15 protein-coding genes and 1 pseudogene are annotated in these 17094 nt (G+C 64.5%); 6 read left to right on the forward strand and 10 right to left on the reverse strand.

Translation table 11 applies throughout. From position 1 onward, the window contains the following. The first annotated feature begins 202 nt into the window (after positions 1-202). Positions 203-2482 (forward strand): spermidine synthase, encoded by a 2280-nt coding sequence (locus K289_RS0142815; protein WP_027556910.1) that lies wholly within the window; start codon positions 203-205, stop codon positions 2480-2482. Between the two features lie 84 nt (positions 2483-2566). On the opposite strand, the gene K289_RS0142820 is transcribed toward K289_RS0142815, so the two are convergent. Both K289_RS0142820 and K289_RS47465 read right to left on the reverse strand, forming a co-directional pair. Next, positions 2567-3490: a glycerophosphodiester phosphodiesterase gene (locus tag K289_RS0142820; protein ID WP_198024902.1), complete on the reverse strand. Its 924-nt coding sequence runs from the start codon at positions 3488-3490 to the stop codon at positions 2567-2569. Between the two features lie 347 nt (positions 3491-3837). Then, the gene (locus K289_RS47465; protein WP_245284167.1) at positions 3838-4062 is read right to left on the reverse strand and encodes a hypothetical protein; all 225 of its coding nucleotides are present in this window, start codon (positions 4060-4062) and stop codon (positions 3838-3840) included. A 221-nt stretch (positions 4063-4283) separates the two neighbouring features. Here K289_RS47465 and K289_RS47470 point away from each other — a divergent pair, with 221 nt between their 5' ends. Both K289_RS47470 and K289_RS0142835 read left to right on the forward strand, forming a co-directional pair. Next, positions 4284-7481: a tetratricopeptide repeat protein gene (locus K289_RS47470; protein WP_198024903.1), complete on the forward strand. Its 3198-nt coding sequence runs from the start codon at positions 4284-4286 to the stop codon at positions 7479-7481. A 332-nt stretch (positions 7482-7813) separates the two neighbouring features. Next, on the forward strand, positions 7814-8128 hold the full coding sequence (locus K289_RS0142835; RefSeq protein WP_245284168.1) for a hypothetical protein: 315 nt from the start codon (positions 7814-7816) through the stop codon (positions 8126-8128). A 138-nt stretch (positions 8129-8266) separates the two neighbouring features. Here K289_RS0142835 and K289_RS0142840 read toward each other — a convergent pair whose 3' ends face one another. Continuing rightward, positions 8267-9055, reverse strand: a complete 789-nt coding sequence (locus K289_RS0142840) for a L,D-transpeptidase (protein WP_035688266.1) — start codon at positions 9053-9055, stop codon at positions 8267-8269. 303 nt (positions 9056-9358) lie between these two features. On the opposite strand from K289_RS0142840, the gene K289_RS0142845 reads away from it, so the two are divergent. After that, positions 9359-9685, forward strand: a complete 327-nt coding sequence (locus K289_RS0142845; protein ID WP_027556914.1) for a hypothetical protein — start codon at positions 9359-9361, stop codon at positions 9683-9685. A gap of 139 nt (positions 9686-9824) precedes the next feature. Here K289_RS0142845 and K289_RS0142850 read toward each other — a convergent pair whose 3' ends face one another. Both K289_RS0142850 and K289_RS0142855 read right to left on the reverse strand, forming a co-directional pair. Beyond that, complete coding sequence (locus K289_RS0142850) at positions 9825-10586, reverse strand: ABC transporter permease (protein ID WP_027556915.1); 762 nt, start codon at positions 10584-10586, stop codon at positions 9825-9827. Beyond that, positions 10583-11506 carry an ABC transporter ATP-binding protein gene (locus K289_RS0142855; protein ID WP_027556916.1) on the reverse strand — a complete coding sequence of 308 codons (924 nt, stop codon included), beginning with the start codon at positions 11504-11506 and terminating at the stop codon, positions 10583-10585. Before K289_RS0142855 ends, K289_RS0142850 begins: the two co-directional genes overlap by 4 nt. A 267-nt stretch (positions 11507-11773) precedes the next feature. Here K289_RS0142855 and K289_RS0142860 point away from each other — a divergent pair, with 267 nt between their 5' ends. Further along, positions 11774-12490, forward strand: coding sequence for a hypothetical protein (locus K289_RS0142860; protein ID WP_027556917.1), 717 nt, complete (start codon positions 11774-11776; stop codon positions 12488-12490). A gap of 62 nt (positions 12491-12552) precedes the next feature. Here the strand turns inward: K289_RS0142860 and K289_RS0142865 are convergent, their stop codons facing one another. After that, on the reverse strand, positions 12553-13413 hold the full coding sequence (locus K289_RS0142865) for an alpha/beta fold hydrolase (protein WP_027556918.1): 861 nt from the start codon (positions 13411-13413) through the stop codon (positions 12553-12555). Between the two features lie 296 nt (positions 13414-13709). On the opposite strand from K289_RS0142865, the gene K289_RS0142870 reads away from it, so the two are divergent. Next, a complete protein-coding gene (locus K289_RS0142870) occupies positions 13710-14327 on the forward strand; it encodes an ABATE domain-containing protein (RefSeq protein WP_027556919.1) in 618 nt (205 codons plus the stop codon). 55 nt (positions 14328-14382) lie between these two features. Here K289_RS0142870 and K289_RS0142875 read toward each other — a convergent pair whose 3' ends face one another. From K289_RS0142875 to K289_RS0142890, 4 genes and pseudogenes are all read right to left on the reverse strand, one after another. Next, positions 14383-15489 carry an alkene reductase gene (locus K289_RS0142875; protein WP_027556920.1) on the reverse strand — a complete coding sequence of 369 codons (1107 nt, stop codon included), beginning with the start codon at positions 15487-15489 and terminating at the stop codon, positions 14383-14385. A gap of 102 nt (positions 15490-15591) precedes the next feature. Beyond that, positions 15592-16353, reverse strand: coding sequence for an alpha/beta hydrolase (locus K289_RS0142880; RefSeq protein ID WP_027556921.1), 762 nt, complete (start codon positions 16351-16353; stop codon positions 15592-15594). A gap of 75 nt (positions 16354-16428) precedes the next feature. After that, positions 16429-16689 carry a hypothetical protein gene (locus tag K289_RS47475; RefSeq protein ID WP_051311383.1) on the reverse strand — a complete coding sequence of 87 codons (261 nt, stop codon included), beginning with the start codon at positions 16687-16689 and terminating at the stop codon, positions 16429-16431. A gap of 136 nt (positions 16690-16825) precedes the next feature. Continuing rightward, positions 16826-17094, reverse strand: a pseudogene (locus K289_RS0142890) (IS256 family transposase); the annotation flags it as partial.

Here is a 17094-nt window from a genome sequence, read left to right on the forward strand (position 1 = left end):
ATTCCGGATTCGCGCTTTCGCGCGCCTCGGAATGACGTTCTATATCAGCCATTTCCCGCCGCAACACAGCACCGTTTATTGCCCGTTCAGGCGCCTTGTGCTCCATTGCGCGCGCCCGGCGCCCGCCGGGCGACTGTCTGACGCGTTTTCTCGCGCGAACCGGTGCCCACTTCGCTGGAAAAACGCTTTTGCCGGAGCTCCCATGGATTCGATCGTGCAACCCGCCGCCACGGAGCAGCCGTCGTCGTCGCGCAACCGCCTGCTGCTGACGGTCTATACGGCCGCGATCTTCGTCAGCGCGCTGCTGCTGTTTTCGGTGCAACCGCTGTTCACGAAGATGGTGCTGCCGCGTCTCGGCGGCTCGCCGGCGGTGTGGTCGGTGGCGATGGTGTTCTTCCAGTCGCTGCTGCTCGCGGGCTACGCCTATGCGCATCTGCTCATGCAGGTCAGGAACCGCATCGTTCCGGTCGTGGTGCATCTGTTGCTGCTGATCGCGGCCTTCGCCACGCTGCCGCTCGGCATCGCAAGCGCCTATGGCGAGCCGCCGAGCTCGGGTTACGCCTTCTGGCTGCTCGGCCTGTTCGTGGTCTCGATCGGGCTGCCGTTCTTCGCGCTCGCCGCCAACAACCCGCTGCTGCAGGCCTGGTTCGTCCGTACCGGCCACCCCGACGCGCATGATCCCTACTTCCTCTATGCCTCTTCCAACATCGGCAGCTTCCTCGCGCTGCTGTCCTATCCTTTCCTGCTGGAGCCGATGTTCACGCTGCACGCGCAGAACCGGCTCTGGACCGCGGGCTATGGCCTCTTGATCTTGCTGATCGCTGCTTGCGGCGCGCTGCTGTTGCGCTCGCCGAGATCGGCCGCAATCGTCGCTCAAACCGACGACGCGAATGCGCCGGCGCCGGGGCCCGTGACGCGGCTGCGCTGGATCTTCCTCGCCGCGGTGCCGTCAGGCCTGCTCATCGCCGTGACCGCGCACATCTCCACCGACGTCGCGGCCGCGCCGCTTTTGTGGGTGCTGCCGCTGTCGCTCTATCTGTTGACCTGGGTGCTGGTGTTCCAGTCGCGGCCGCTGTTGCCGCACAAATGGATGCTGATGCTGCAGCCGGTCGCGATCGCCGGCGTCATTCTGCTCCTGGCCTTCGGCGGCGAGCAGAACCTGCTGCTCACGCTCGGCGGCCACCAGCTCTGCTTCTTCGTCATCGCCATGGCCTGTCATGGCGAGCTGGCGCGAACGCGGCCGGCCGCAAGGTATCTCACCGGCTTCTATGTCGCGCTGTCGTTCGGCGGCATGGTCGGCGGCCTCTTTGCGGGGCTGGTTGCGCCGTTCACCTTCTCGTGGATCGCCGAATATCCGATCCTGGTCGCGCTTGCCGCGCTGTGCCGGCCATCGGCGAACGAGCGGCTCGCAAGTCTCGTCAAATGGTATTGGCTGGTGCTCGCCGCGCTCGCGGTGGCGCTGATCGCACCATCATATGCCACGGGAGATCTGTCGACCTGGTTCGAGGATCACCGCGTCTGGGTCGCCGGCGCCGTCGGCGTGCTCGCAGCGCTGCTGACGCTCGCGCTCAATGCCGGCCGCTGGAAGATCTTTGCCACCGTCGTGCTCGCGCTGGCGCTGACGCGAATCTATCCGGCGGACGAGGGGCGCGTCGTCACGGTGCGCAGCTTCTTTGGCGTGCACAAGATCGTGGTGACGCCAGGCGGCTATTTCCATGTGCTGATGCACGGCACCACCATCCATGGCGCCGAGCGCTTCCGCAACAATGACGGCACGTCCGTCACCGGCCGGCCGGAGCCGATCACCTATTACCACAAGGACGGCGGCATCGGTCAGGCCATCAGCGCGATCCGCGAGCGCAAGGGCGCGCCGCTGAAGGTTGCGGCGATCGGCGTCGGATCGGGTACGCTCGCTTGCGCCGGCGAGCCCGGCGAGAGCTGGAAATTCTTCGAGATCGACCAGACCATGGTCGATGCCGCGCGCGATCCAAAATATTTCCGCTACATCTCGAGCTGCGCGCCGGACCTGAAGCCGGTGATCGGGGATGCGCGCCTCACTTTTGCGAAGGAGCCTGACGGCGCCTACGACCTCATCATCGTCGATGCCTATTCGTCGGATGCGATCCCGATTCATCTCGCCACCGAAGAGGCGATGAAGATCTACAAGGACAAGCTCGCCCCGCACGGCGCCGTGGTGATGCACGTCTCCAACCGGCATCTCGATCTCGAGCCCGTCGTGGTCGGCATCGCCGACGCCAACGACCTGAAGAGCTGGGTCTACAACGAGGACTCCGGGCGCGACGCCGATTACATCTTCTCCACCGACGTCGTCATCTCCGCGCGCGAGGAGGCCGACGTCGGCAAGCTCGCCAAATCCGAGCAGTGGGAGGAGACCGACCACGACGAGAAGGTGCGGGTCTGGACCGACGACTATTCGAACATCCTCGGTGCGCTGTATCGGCGCCTGAGAGCAGGGGAGTAGAGGGCGCTGCGCCTTCGTCACAAACTCTGCCGCACGATGGATTCCGGGCTCGCGCGCGTTGCGCGCGCCCCGGAATGACGGCAGTTACGGCTCGACCGGCGTCCCCGCCGGCAGCGCAATTCCGTTCTCGCCCGCGATCCTCCGCGACAGGTCGGGACGATCCGAGATGATGCCGTCGACGCCGATCCCGATCATCGCTGCGATGTCCTCGGGCTTGTTGACGGTCCACACCACGACACGCAAGCCCAGCGCGTGGGCTTCAGTGATCAGCGCAGCGGTCACATCGCCGAAATAGGGCGACCAGATCGCCCCGCCCGCGGCCTTGATGGTCCGCGGCAGCGAGCCGGCGTGATCGGCGGGGCTGAAGCCTGCTGTCCAGCTGGTCGCTTTGTCGAGCGCGACGGTCGGCGCGGAGCCGCGCTGGAGCGTGAGGTAGACGGTTGGAATTGTCGGGGCCTGCTGCTGGACGAGCTGCAGGGTTCGCCAGTCGAACGACTGGATCATGACACGGTCGGAGAATCCCTCGGCGTCGATCACCCCGAGCAGTTTTGTGACGAAGGCCTGCGGACCAAGCGACTCCTCCGGATGGCCCGGATCGATCTTGGTCTCGATGTTGAAGCGCACGCGGCTGTTGCCCGACTTGCGCACCAGCGCGAACACCTCCTTCAGCGTCGGAATGCGCGTGCCCGGCACGGCGCGCTGGTCGGGGAATTGCCTGGCATAGGTGCTGTCGGGACGAATCTGGCCGACCTCATACTTCCTGACGTCGGCGAACTGCAATTTCACGAAGGGCGTGCCGGGCGGGGCGACATAGGCGCCGTTGGCATCGCGGGCGAGGTCCGGATTGAGCCCGCGCTCGTGCGACACGACGACCTCGCCATCGGCGGTGACGCCGACGTCGAGCTCCAGCGTGTCGACGCCCATCGACAATGCATTGGCGAAGGCCGGGAGGGTGTTTTCCGGCATCAGCGCCCGGCCGCCGCGATGCGCCTCGATATCGAAAGCCATAGCCCCTCCCGCGACGAAAAGACCGAGGGTACCCGACAGTATCGCCAGACGGAATGCCATCATGAACCAGAACCAGCAAGAGGCGGCAGCCTCGGACGCCATGCCGGATCGACCAATAGTCGGCATCGACGATGCCGTCCACCCTGCAATAATGCGACGTCGCAGCGCGCACGAAGATACGCGCAGGCCGCGCGTTCAATCGCCGGGTACGGAAGCCGCAAGCTGGTCGATGGTCGGACGCGGTTTTGAGGGGCGAGGCACGTTGAAAGGGCTGTCGTCTTCGCCGAGCTCGTTGAGGAAGCCGTGGACTGCGCCTTCGATGAAGCCCTTGCGCGCTCACCCGGCGGTCATGTCGTCTTGCCCGCCTTCCCGGAAATCGGCCCGTGCAACTGAAACGCGACCATCGGATGGAGGTCGAGCTTCTCCTCGAACTCCATCATGAGATAGACGAGCATTGCCCAATCGAGGCCGAGCCGGTCGAATTTCGTGCCGGTGTCGACGCGGTCTCTCGATATGCGCAGGATGTTTGCCAGAGCGGTAACGCAAAAATCCGAAATCTGCTCGCGTGTCATGTCATTTCCAAGAAATAATCAGAACGGCAATACAGGTGCCGTTCCGGTTGTCAATTTGGCCGGAACGCCGCTGCGTTGAAGGTCGGGGACCGCGGCTCCCCTGAGTCGTTCGGCTGCTCAATTCTTGCACAATCCGGTGCGATTTCCCATGATCGACAGCGGCAATGGCGGCCCGTATCCTCCCAAAATTCCAGTTCGACGGTGCGCGACGGGATTTTCGCATGAGCCGGGCCCGCTTCCTTGCCGCAGTTTTCCTTGTCCTTCTGATTTCCGGGCCCGCCTCCGCCCAGCGCGGCGGCGAATTTGATTCGCTGGTTGCCAAGATGAACGGGGCCGCCCGGGCCGGCCGCTGTGCCGAGGGGCTGGCCGCGGCGCAGAGGCTCGAAGCGCTAGTGCGTCGCCGGCAGGGCGCCGACAACATGAACTATGCGGGCGTGCTGCATAACGAAGGCATGTGCCTGCACAATCTGGGCCGCTTCGCTGAAGCCGTCGACAAGCTCAATGCCGCACTCAGCATCAAGTTGCGCAACGACGATGTCGTGTCCACGCTGCGCACCTCGAACATCCTCGTGGGATCGCTGGGGATGCTCGGCCGGCGGGCGGAGGCAACCGCCGTATCCGAACGCGCGCTGGCGCTCGGAACGAACGCGTTCGGGGCCAACGACGTCCGGCTCTCGGATACGCTGGCCGCACTCGGCGGCCTTTCGCGCGACAAGGAGAATTTTCAGGAGGCTGCCGGCTATTTCGAGCGGGCTCTCGCCAGCCTGCAGGCTGCAAATGCGTCACCCCTCGACATTGCCTCCGCGATGGACAATCTGGGTGATGTCTACGGCCTGCTCGGTCGCTTCGACGACGGCGAGCGGCTGCTGAAGCAGGGGCTCGATCTGCTCGACCTCAACTTTCGCGGGAACGCCGAGGCTGCGCCGAATTACGACAAGATGCTCAACGATCTCGGCAACCTTCATTTGGACGCCGGTCGACTGGCGGAGGCGGAAGCGGTGATGCGGCGGTCGCTTGCGATCACCCGGGCGCGCAGCGGTGAAGGGCAACCGAACCTCGCGGCCATCATGGGCAATCTCGCAACCGTGCTCGAACATGAGGCGCGCTACGCCGAGGCCGAAAAGCTCTACCAGCAGACGCTTCAAGCCTATGAGAAGATCTACGGTCCCAACCATCCGACCACGGCGATCGGACTGAACAATCTCGCCAACGTCTACTCGGCCCAGGGCAAGAACGAAACGGCCGCCGGCCTCCAGAAACGCGTGCTCGCAATCTATGAGAAGGCCTTTGGCGCGAATAGTCCCGAGGTCGGGCGGGCCTTCAACAATCTTGCCAACAGCTACGCGAGTCTCGGGCGCAATGCGCAGGCGATCGAACTCTACCGCCGCTCGCTCGCGGTCATGGAGCACAAGTTCGGCGAGGGCAGCGGCCCGACCGCGCTCGCGGCGGGCTCGCTCGGTCAGGCCCTGATGGATGCGGGCCAAATGGATGAGGCGAGACAATACCTGTTGCGTTGTCTCGAGATCGACGAGCGCGCGCTCGGTACCACGCATCCGCAGCTCGTCAAGGACCTGCGCAGCATCGCGCTGCTCGACCTCAAAGCGGGCAATACGGCCGACGCACGCGGCAGGCTCGATCGTGCGCTCGCGATTGCGCAGGACAGGCTCGGGCCTGCTCACCATGACACCATTGCCACCCTGATCAATCTCGCCGATGTCGACCGCCGCGACGGCAAATGGCCGGATGCGTTGGCGCGGCTGCGGCTCGCCGCAGCTGCGCTCGGCGCGCAGCGGACCACGCAGTTCACCCGCTTCACCGAGATCGATCCCTGGTTGATCGATACGATCTGGCACATCACGGGCGGGGCGCCTGACAATGCGGCGAGGGACGAGGCGTTCGGCGCGGCGCAGCTCGCGCATCAGACCAAGGCCGGCGCGGCACTGGCGCAGATGGCAGCGCGTTTCGGCGCCGGCAATGACGCGATCGCCGGGCTGGTGCGGAAGCAGCAGGACCTGAAAGCCGGCCTCGAAGCGTTCGACAAGCGCGTGACATCAGAACTCGGACAGGCGGACGGCAAGCGTAACGACGCGTTGATCGCAAGCCTTCGTGCTCAAATGACGCAAACGCAGAAATCGCTCGATGACGTCTCGGCGCAGCTCGACCGCGGTTTTCCGGCCTATGCCGAACTGTCCAATCCGCGGCCGATGTCGATCGCGCAGGCGCAGGGCCTGTTAAGGCCCGACGAAGCGCTGGTGGCGTTCATCGCACTCGGCGAAAAGAGCTACGCTTTCGCGGTGACGGGCGAGGCCAGCGCGCTGCACCAGATTGCGCTCGGCAGCCACGAGATCAGCGACCGCGTCGCTCATCTTCGCCTCGGGCTCGTCAATCCGCAAGCGGAGCAGGCGTCCTTCGATCTCGATGCATCCTTCGAGTTGTACATTGCGCTCTTCGGCCCCGTCGCGGCCGATGTCGCCGGCAAGCCGAAACTGCTGATCGTCCCGGCCGGTGCGCTGACCAGCCTGCCGTTTCATGTGCTGGTGACGAAGAAGCCGGATCCGGCTCTGGCGCCCGCCGACCGCTACCGGCAGGCGGCGTGGCTGCTCAACGAGCGCGCCATCACAGTGCTGCCGTCGGTGCCGAGCCTGCGCGCGCTGCGCGGTTTTGCCAAGGAGTCGCGTGCGCAAAAGCCGTTCATCGGGTTCGGTGATCCAGTGTTGCAGCGTTCCCTCGCGGACAAGCGCCCGGGGCGCAACGTGCAGCCGTACCAGAGCTACTATGACGGCGCGACCGTCGATCTCGAGCGCCTGCGCTCCGGCCTGCCGGCGCTGCCGGAAACCGCAGGCGAGCTCCAGGCCGTGGCGCGCGCGCTCGGCGCCTCGCCGCAGGAGGACGTCAAGCTCGGTCCGGCAGCCACGGTGACGAACGTCAACACGTTGCCGCTCGATCACTACCGCGTCGTGGATTTCGCCACTCACGGGCTCGTCGCCGGCGAGGTCAACGGCCTCAGTGAGCCCGCGCTCGTTCTGACGCTGCCGGATCGGCCGACCAGTGAGGACGACGGTCTGCTCACCGCGAGCCGGATCGCAAAGCTGAAGCTCGATGCCGACTGGGCGGTACTGTCGGCCTGCAATACGGCCGCTGGCGACAGGCCCGGCGCGGAAGGTCTTTCGGGCCTCGCGCGCGCATTCTTCTATGCCGGCGCGCGAGCGCTCTTGGTATCGCACTGGCCGGTCGATTCCGAGGCGGCCGTGCGGCTGACGACGGGCGCGTTCTCCGAGGTCACCGCGCATCCCGGCATTGGTCGCGCCGAAGCATTGCGGCGCGCGATGAAAGCTCTGATTGCGGACCGGTCGTCGCCGCGCAACGCTGATCCGGCCGTGTGGGCGCCGTTTGTGCTGGTGGGTGAGGGAGGTTCGTGAAATACGCCAATTCATCAAACAGAGCGACATGGCTCTATAAGAGCCCATCCTTCGAAGCTCATCGTGGCCAATTCGAGCCTGTCGACAAATACGTCGTTCGCCGAACGGCGTTGCTCACGCCAATGAAATTGTCGTGACATGCGAGCGTTTCCGATCGGACCACAGCAGGTTGTATTCATCGCTCGTTTGAAGTCTAACCTCGCCTCGTTCGACTCACTCAAACAGGCAATGTAAGTATGTTTACAAGATTAAGTTGTGCGTCTATCCTCGCGGTTCTTTCGTGCATGCCAGCGTTCGCCGATACGTGCGCAGACCACTACGAGAGCAGTGGCGTGCCGCTGGTGACCGGCCTGACTCACAAGACCTGGATGGTCTTCCCGTCGGTCAATTCCGCCGTCGCCCTGGACAAGATCACCCGCGCCGTTCTGGCAGAGGGCTTTGCCAATGTGAGCGTGGACAAGAAGCTCGGTACGCTGACCACACAGCAGGAAACGACCGGATCCGGTCGGCCACAGACCCTGCGTGTGGTCGTCCGCAATGACGCTAAAGGTAGCCGCGTCGACGCGGTATTCATCTTGCCGCCCGGGCAGGTGGCCCCGGGCGTCAGCAACAACCTGTGCCGTGTCGTGAACGCAGCCGGCCAATAGGCTCCGTCTGCTCAAGCTGAACCTGCAATACGCTCCAAACCAGCTGGCATGTTCTCACTTGCGGATGATCGCCGGTCATGTGTCGCCTTCGTCGCCGCGTAAGATCGTCGTACGCGGCGACGAAGCGTTCAAATAGCGTCAGTTCTGGTAGTAATTGTAGCCGCCGCGCGGCTGATAATATTGGCGGGGCTGCTGCTGATAGTAGTAGCCCTGCTGGCCGTAGCCTTGGCCATAATACTGCTGCTGCTGCTGCTGCTGGTAGACCTGCGCATCGTAGACTTGGCGAGTCGCCGAGCGCGGCGCCGGATAGCGCGCGCCGGTGTCGCTGCCGTCGGCCGGATAGATGTAGTTGTCGTCCTGCGGCATGTAGCGGCGCTGCTGCGGTTGCGGCGTGAGATCGACGGGCTCACCGGCGGCGGAGTATTGCTCGCCCGGCGGCTGCGCGGCGCGGGCCACCGCAGCGGCGTTGCGGCCGCGCGGATTGCGCGCCAGCGCAACTTGCGCCGAGCCGCTCAGCGTCACCGTGGTGTTGAGCACGCCCTGCTCCTGCACCAGCGCATAGAGCGTCGAGGCATTCTGGCGCGACAGCCGCACGCAGCCATGCGAGGCCGGGGTGCCGAGCCGACTGACCGAATCGGTGCCGTGAATGGCATGCCCGATCTTGGTGAAGAAGATCGAGTGCGGCATCGGCGCGTCGTCGAATTCCTTGGAGTAGTGGTCCTCTTCCATGCGGAAGGCACGGAACGCCCCGCTCGGCGTCTCGCGTGAGGGGATGCCGGTCGACACCGGCCAGTGGTAGCGCTCGACGCCGTCGACTGCGACGGTCATCTGCTGACTGTCCTTGTCGATGGTGATCGCGACCTTGGCCTGCGCGGTGCCCGCGCTCAAAAACATCAGGGAAGTGAAAGCAATGAAAAAGGAACGCATCCGACTTCTGGCCTCCGGCCTGTTCACGCAAGCGCCGCGGCTCTCCGTCCCCCGACGTGCAATATGCCTGCAATCCGGCTTTGGTTCCAGCAGCCTGCCCGTGCATCGTTAACGTGGCGCCTGGCGTAAGCAAGGCCACATTGTGCCACTGCCATGCCGTCGACGCTGACATTTTCGCGAGCCAGCGCGCTCATCTCGACGACAATTCGTCATAAACGCGCAACCATTTCGCCGCTTCTCGCGTTGAGCATGGCCTGCCTTTGATCGGCGGCTTTTCGCCGCCGGCTATCCTTGGAAATGAAGATGAACAAAGCTCGTATCGCCGCCGCAGCCCTGCCGGCCGGTCTATCCGTCCGCCTGTTGTTCGCGGCCGCTGCCTTGCTCTTTGCCCTGTTGTTGCTGCCGCAGCCCGGCCATGCCCAAGGCATCGTGCGCGGCGCCCAGGAGGGCGCCTATGAGGGCAACCGGATCGCCGGTCCAGTGGGCGGTGCGGTCGGAGGCGCCGTTGGTGCCGGTGTCGGCGGAGCGGTGGGCGCGGTCGAAGGCGTGTTCGGCATTCCCCACCATTATTACCGCCACCACTGCCGCGGCTATTACGACGGCTATCGCCGCTTTCACTGCTATCGGTAACCCGCCGTCATTCCGGGGCGCGCGTAGCGCGAGCCCGGAATCCATCGTGCAGCAGAGTCGGTGGATCAATGGATTCTCAGATGCGCAATTGCGCATCATAGCTCGCGACTTCGTCGCGCCCCCGGAATGACAGTGACGATCAATTCTTCAGCCGGTATCCCGTCCGGAAGATCCACCAGATGATGGCGAGGCACATCACCAAAAACGCCAGCGTCATGCCGATGCTGACCGACACGCTGACATCGGCGATCTCGTAGAAACTCCAGCGGAAGCCTGAGATCAGATAGACGACCGGGTTGAGCAGCGCGACGGTGTGCCATGCCGGCGGCAGCATGTTGACGGAATAGAAGCTGCCGCCGAGGAAGGTCAGCGGCGTCACCACCAGCATCGGGATCATCTGCAGCTTCTCGAAGCCGTCGGCCCAGATGCCGATGATGAAGCCGAACAGGCTGAAGGTGACGGCCGTCAGCACCAGGAAGGTCAGCATCCAGATCGGGTGCAGGATGTGCAGCGGCACGAACAAGCCGGCGGTCGCCAGGATGATCAGGCCGAGAATGATCGACTTGGTCGCGGCCGCGCCGACATAGCCGAGCACGATCTCGAAATAGGAGATCGGCGCCGACAGGATCTCGTAGATGGTACCGACGAATTTCGGGAAGTAGATGCCGAACGAGGCATTCGCGATGCTCTGCGTCAGCACGGACAGCATCACCAGGCCCGGCACGATGAAGGTGCCGTAGCTGACGCCCTCGACCTCGCTGATGCGCGAGCCGATCGCGGCGCCGAACACCACGAAATAAAGCGAGGTCGAGACCACCGGCGAGACGATGCTTTGCAGCAGCGTGCGCCAGGTGCGCGCCATTTCGAACAAATAGATGGCGCGGATGGCGCGGTAGTTCATGACGTCCTCACGAGGTCGACGAAGATGTCCTCGAGCGACGATTGCGTCGTATCGAGATCGTTGAAGCGGATGCCGGCGGTGCGCAAGTCGCCGAGCAGGCTGGTGATGCCGGTGCGCTCGCCCTTGGTGTCGTAGTCGTAGACCAGCGTCGCGCCGCTGTCGCAGAGGTCGAGCTTGTACTGGCTCAGGCTCTCCGGCAGTGCGCTGAGCTTACCTTGCAGGTGCAGCGTCAGCCGCTTCTTGCCGAGCTTCTGCATCAAGGTTGTCTTGTTCTCGACCAGCACGATCTCGCCCTTGTTGATGACGCCGATGCGGTCGGCCATCTCCTCGGCTTCCTCGATGTAATGCGTGGTGAGGATGATGGTGACGCCGGACTGCTGAAGGGTGCGCACCACCTCCCACATGCCCTTGCGCAGTTCGACATCGACGCCGGCGGTCGGCTCGTCCAGGAACAGGATCTGCGGCTCGTGCGACAGCGCCTTCGCGATCATCACGCGCCGCTTCATGCCGCCGGAGAGGGTGAGGATCTTGTTGTCTTTCTTCTCCCACAGCGAGAGGTCCTTCAGCACCTTCTCGATATAGGCCGGGTTCTTCGGCTTGCCGAACAGGCCGCGGGAGAAGCTGACGGTCGCCCACACGCTCTCGAACGCGTCGGTGTGCAGCTCCTGCGGCACGAGGCCGATCAGCGAGCGCGCCTTGCGGTAGGAGGTCTGGATATTCTCGCCGCCGACGGTAACCTTGCCCTCGCTCGGATTGGCGATGCCACAGATGATGGAGATCAGCGTGGTCTTGCCTGCGCCATTGGGACCGAGCAGGGCAAAGATCTCGCCGCGCTTGATGTCGAGGTTGACGTTTTTCAGTGCCTTGAAGCCGGACCCATAGGTTTTGGACAGGTTGGCGACGGAGATGATGGAGGACATGATGGCCGGACGGCTGGGGAAGGGAGGCTGGAACCCACCCGGCGAGGGCAGGTCAGCGGAGCCCTGAAATAGGAATGCACTTGCGCGGCCGCAATTCCCCGGAGAAAAATGGCCTCAAGACAGGCCCTTGGCTGGGCAACTGTTGCGCAACAGTCACGGGCTGCGGCTAAGATTGTCACTCACGCGGCTCTTTGTTGCGTCTGCGAGCGGGCCGTGGCTACGATTCCGGCCAAATCGCGAAGCCTATGTCCCCAGGGAAACAGATCGATGAGACCGAACGGCCGTCACGCAGCCGGCGCCAGCCAGTTGTCCGCCATCCGTATGTGGGCGATGTGCCTGCTCCTGCTGTCAGCTGTTGCCATGAGCCCGACCACCGCCAAGGCTGCGCCGTCCTCGGCGGCCGCCACGACCCATGTCTACCTGCTGCGCGGGGTACTCAATATCTTCTCGCTGGGCCTCGACACGATCGGCGCCCGGCTTGAGCAGCAGGGCATCCCCGTGACGGTCGCCAATTTCGTGTCCTGGTCCTCGCTCGCCGATGAGGCGGCGACCGCCTACAGGTCCGGCCGGATCAAGACCATCATCCTGGTCGGGCATTCCTCGGGCGCGACCGCGCTGCCGGACATGATCGCCAAGCTCAACCAGCTCGGCGTCCCCGTGAAGCTCGCGATCGGCCTCGACTCCGTGTTCAAGACCAGGCTGTCGACCGGCGCCGAGCGCTACATCAACATCTATATCGGCGACGGCCCTGGCGAGCCGGTGCGCGCCGCGAACGGTCTCCGCGGCAAGCTCGACAATGTCGACGTGCGCGGCACCGGCGTCGGCCACATCACCATCGACAAGAACGAAGCGATCCAGCGCCGCGTGATCGCCGAGATCGACGCCGCGATTGCTCGCTCGCGCGGTCCGGCTGCACCGGTTGCTGAACCCGGCGCGCCGCGACCTGCGCGCTCCGCTGCGGCAACGGCGCCGGCGCGGAACTGAGCCTTCAGCCCGAGACCACGTTTCTGCCGCCGTCGACATCCAGGTCGACGGCGGCATTGTTTTCATCGCAGCCGGCCCAGGAAGTCGCGAATGCTGCTCGCGATCTCGCGCGCATGCGTTTCCAGCGCGAAATGGCCGGTGTCGAAGAACTGGACCACGGCATTCGGATTGTCGCGCTTGAATGCTTCGGCGCCCCGCGGGATGAAGAACGGATCGTTCCTGCCCCAGACCGCCAGGAACGGGGGCTTGTGCGTGCGGAAATAGCTCTGGAATGACGGATAGAGCGCGACGTTGCTCTTGTAGTCGCCGAACAGATCGAGCTGCACGTCGTCCGAGCCTGGGCGCGCCAGGTAGAAATTGTCGAGGTTCTGGCCGTCCGGCGACACCATGGTCGCATCAGGTACGCCGTGGGTGTATTGCCAGCGCGTCGTCTCCGGCGTGAGAAAGGCGCGCAGCGCCTCGCGGTTGGCCGGCGAGGGATCCTGCCAATAGGCCTTGATCGGAGTCCAGCCGTCGCTGAGGCCGTCCTCATAGGCGTTGCCGTTCTGCGAAATAATGGCCGTGATCCGCTCGGGATGGCTGAGCGCAAGCCGAAAGCCGGTCGGCGCGCCGTAGTCGAACACGTAGACCGCGAAGCGATCGAAGCCGATGATTTCGGTGAAGCGCTCGATCACATGCGCGATGTTGTCGAAGGTGTAATGGAAGGTCTCGCGCGGCGGCATGTCGGACTGGCCGAAGCCGGGAAGGTCGGGCGCGACGATGTGATACTTGTCGGCGAGCGGCGGGATCAGGTCGCGGAACATGTGGCCGGCGCTGGGAAAGCCATGCAGCAGCAGAAGCTTTGGCGCACCTTTGGGCCCGGCTTCGCGATAGAACACCTTGAAGCCGTCGACGTCGGCTGTGCGATATCTGGTGGTGGTCATGACATCCTCTGTTTTGGAAATCTGATCAGGCGACATCGTCGGCCTGAGACGTCAGCGGAAACGGTGCCGCCTGCGTCCTGATGCCTCAGCCCCGAGCGCCGTGATGACACGCGCCTAGCTCGACCCGACCCATCCGCCCAGGGCCGGACCACGGTCACACCTGCTTTGGCCATTTTCGCCTCCTGCTTGGTAACCTGTATAATAGCTTGAAGTAGGTTATGTTTAGGCGCTGTAACTTGTCAAGTGGCATTTTACAGGTTATTTCCGTGATGTTTCCTCCGGCTGGGGAGCCGCACATGCCAAACAGACCGCCCGCCATGTTCGTTGCCGACTCGCTCGGCCTCGATTTCCTGAATTCGATCGCGACGCCGGTCGATACGCCCGTCGACTGGATCGACGACGGCGATGGACTGGTCGACTGGCTGGCCCAGGCCAGGCTGGTGCCGGCGGATGAGCTGGACGAGCTGAAGGCGCGCGCGATGCCGGGCGAGCTGGACAAGGTCGCCGATCAGGCCCGCGCCTTGCGCGAGTGGTTCAGGACGTTCGTGCGCAAGCATGCGGGCCGTCCGCTCGGCGCAGAGGCGCTACAGGAGCTCGGTCCGCTCAACAGCCTCCTGGAGCGCGACGAAGCGTTCAGCCGGATCGAACCGCGACACGACGATGGCGGCCTCGCGCTACGGATGACGCGGCGCTGGCGGTCCGCCGAATCTTTGCTGCTGCCGGTCGGCGAGGCGCTGGCGAAGTTCGTGTGCGAGGAGGATTTTTCGAACGTGAAGGCGTGCGAAGGCCATCACTGCACGATGATGTTCGCCGACCACACCCGCCGGCGCGCGCGGCGATGGTGCAGCATGGCGCTCTGCGGCAACCGCGCCAAGCAGGCCGCGCATCGCAACAGGCTCAAGAGCAGGCTGTGACGGCCTAAGGCAACCGGGGAGAGACCCGGGCCGTGACCCGGGTCTCGTCCTTAGGTTACGCGACCTCGGCGAGATCATCGTGGCAGGGATAGTCGGTGTAGCCCCGCTCGTCGCCGCCATAGAAGGTGTCGCGATCGTGCGGGCTGAGCGTCAAGTTGCGGCGCAGCCGCTCGACCAGATCGGGGTTTGCCGCAAAGTGTCGGCCGAAGGCGACGAGGTCGGCATCACCGCTCTCGACCATCGCTTCCGCGCTGTCGCGCTCGAAGCCACCGGCGGCGATGATCGGTCCCTTGAAGACGCGACGCAATTGATGCGCCGCGACCGGCGGCAGACCATCGGCGCGTAGCTTCGAGCCGTCGATCCGCGGTTCGATCAGATGCAGATAGGCCAGACCAAAGCGGTTGAGCTGTGCGGCCGCATGGCCGAACAATGCATCCGGGTTGCTGTCTGACATCGAGCCGAAGGTGCCGCTCGGACCGAGCCGGACGCCGACGCGCTCGCCACCCCAGACCGAGGTGACGGCCTCGGTCACTTCCAGCAGGAAGAGCGTGCGGTTCTCGATCGAGCCGCCATAGATATCGGTGCGCTTGTTCGAGCCGTCCTGGAGGAATTGGTCGATCAGGTAACCATTGGCGCCGTGGATCTCGACACCGTCGAAGCCGGCTGCCTTGGCGCGGATCGCGCCCTGGCGAAACTGTTCGACGATCTCCTTGATCTCCACCGTTTCGAGCGCGCGGCTCGGCGACGTCTTGACCCATCCATCCCTGGTGTAGACGAGGTCCTGAACCGGAATGGCCGATGGTGCGAGCGGCGCAGCGCCGCCTGTCAGTGAGACATGGCTCTGCCGGCCGACGTGCCAGAGCTGGAGGAAGATGATGCCGCCCTTGGCGTGCACGGCATCGACCACCTTGCGCCAGCCCTCGACTTGCGCGTCATTGTAGATGCCGGGGGCGCCGAGATAGCCGCGGCCCTGGACGGAGACGGGGGTCGCTTCGGCGATTTGCAGGCCGCCCTTCGAGGCGCGCTGCGCGTAGTACTTCACCATCATGGCGCTCGGAACATCGCCGGGCTGTTCGGAGCGCAGGCGCGTCAGCGGCGCCTGCACGATACGGTGATCGAGACGGACCGCCCCGATCTGGATGGGTTGGTAAAGCTTGGACATGGTCAACTCCTGTTGGTTGGATTCGTGATGACGAGCGCCGTCATCCGGCGCCCCGCCGGTCCGCTTGTGCGGAATGCGTGTGCGGGAGGCTTGGTTGGTGGTTCAGTGGTTCGCGGAAGCAGCCGCCGCCTGCTCGATCAGCTTCGCCACCGCCTGCGGCTGCGAGATGTAGACGGCGTGGCTCGCGGCAATTTCCTTCGTCACCGCATTCGAGCGCGCATACATCGAGCGTTCGAGATCGGGATTGATGGCGCGGTCCTGCGTCGCGACGATCGCGTAGCTCGGCTTGGCCTTCCAGGCCGGCGTGGTGACCGGCGTCGACAGCGCCTTGCCGGAGGTCGCGACCTGCGATGCGGCCATGAAGGCGACTTCGGCTTCGGGCAGGTCTGCGGCGAAGGCGTCGCGGAAGTGCTCGGGCTGGATGGTCAGGAAACCGTCCTTGGACGGCACGATGTAATTGGTCGCCGCCGGCTTGCTGCTCAGCAACTGGCCGGCGCTTTCGCCGGCATCGGGCTGCAGTGCTGCGACATAGACCAGGTTCTTCACGTGCGGATTGTTGCCGGCTTCGGTGATGATCACGCCACCATAGCTGTGGCCGACCAGAACGGCGGGGCCGTCGAGCGCATCGAGCACGCGGTTGGTGGCCGCGACGTCGTCCTCGAGCGAGGTCTCCGGCGGCTGGGCGACGACCACGTTGTAGCCGCGCTTGCGCAGGATGTCGGCGACCGGCTTCCATCCGCTGCCGTCGACGAAGGCGCCGTGCACGAGCACGATGTTCTTCGTTGCGCCGGCAGGCGCAGCCTGCGCGGCGGTGAAGCCGATGGCGGTGGAGAGGGCAGTGGTGGCGGCGAGCAGGGTGTTGATGAGCGTAGACATGGGAGGAGTCCTTTCAGGTTTTGACGTTCGGTTGAGTGGTTGGGGGAGATCGGTGGGGCGGGCTCAGCTGAAGCTGAGCTTGCCGAAGTCGAGGGAGACGAGCAGCGGGTCGGGCACCTTTTGCATCGCGTCGTCGTAGGCGTAGATGCGGCGCTTCGTTGGCATCCTGATGCCCTGGAAGGTGCGATAGTCGCTGACGTAGTTGGCGCCGGTCGCCCCGCCGAGAATGTCGACGGTGTAGTCGTGGCGGCGCATCAGGCCATCAGGGCCGAAGTGCGTGACCTGGGTCCGCGAGTGGCTCTTGATGTAGTCGGGGAAGGCCACCTTGAGGCGGCGCCAGGTTTCCCCATTCTCCCGCCACGGCTCGATCTCTTCGCTGACGAAGCCGGGATAGGTGTAGAGGAAGGGGATGTCCCGATCGCTGTTGAACTAGGTCGGGCCGACGTTGCCGGAATGAATGTTACGCGGCCCTCGTGACGTGGGCAACGGGGTTGATCGTCATGCGATTGTGGCGAGCTTGAAGAGCCGCACGCAGAACCGACAATTGCTTATGCGCCTTCAATCGTCGGAAGCCCTTGTTGGCCTCGATCATGCCGGCCGCGACCCATCGCAAGGCCATACCGGCATCCCGCCAGCGTTTGACGTTGCGCGTGACGCGGCGAATGGTGCCCATCATGTTCTCGGCGATGTTGGTACAGGCGAGCGATCGACGAAGCTCCTTCGGCAACT

The sequence above is a fragment of the Bradyrhizobium sp. Cp5.3 genome, from assembly GCF_000426265.1.
GTDB lineage: Bacteria > Pseudomonadota > Alphaproteobacteria > Rhizobiales > Xanthobacteraceae > Bradyrhizobium > Bradyrhizobium neotropicale.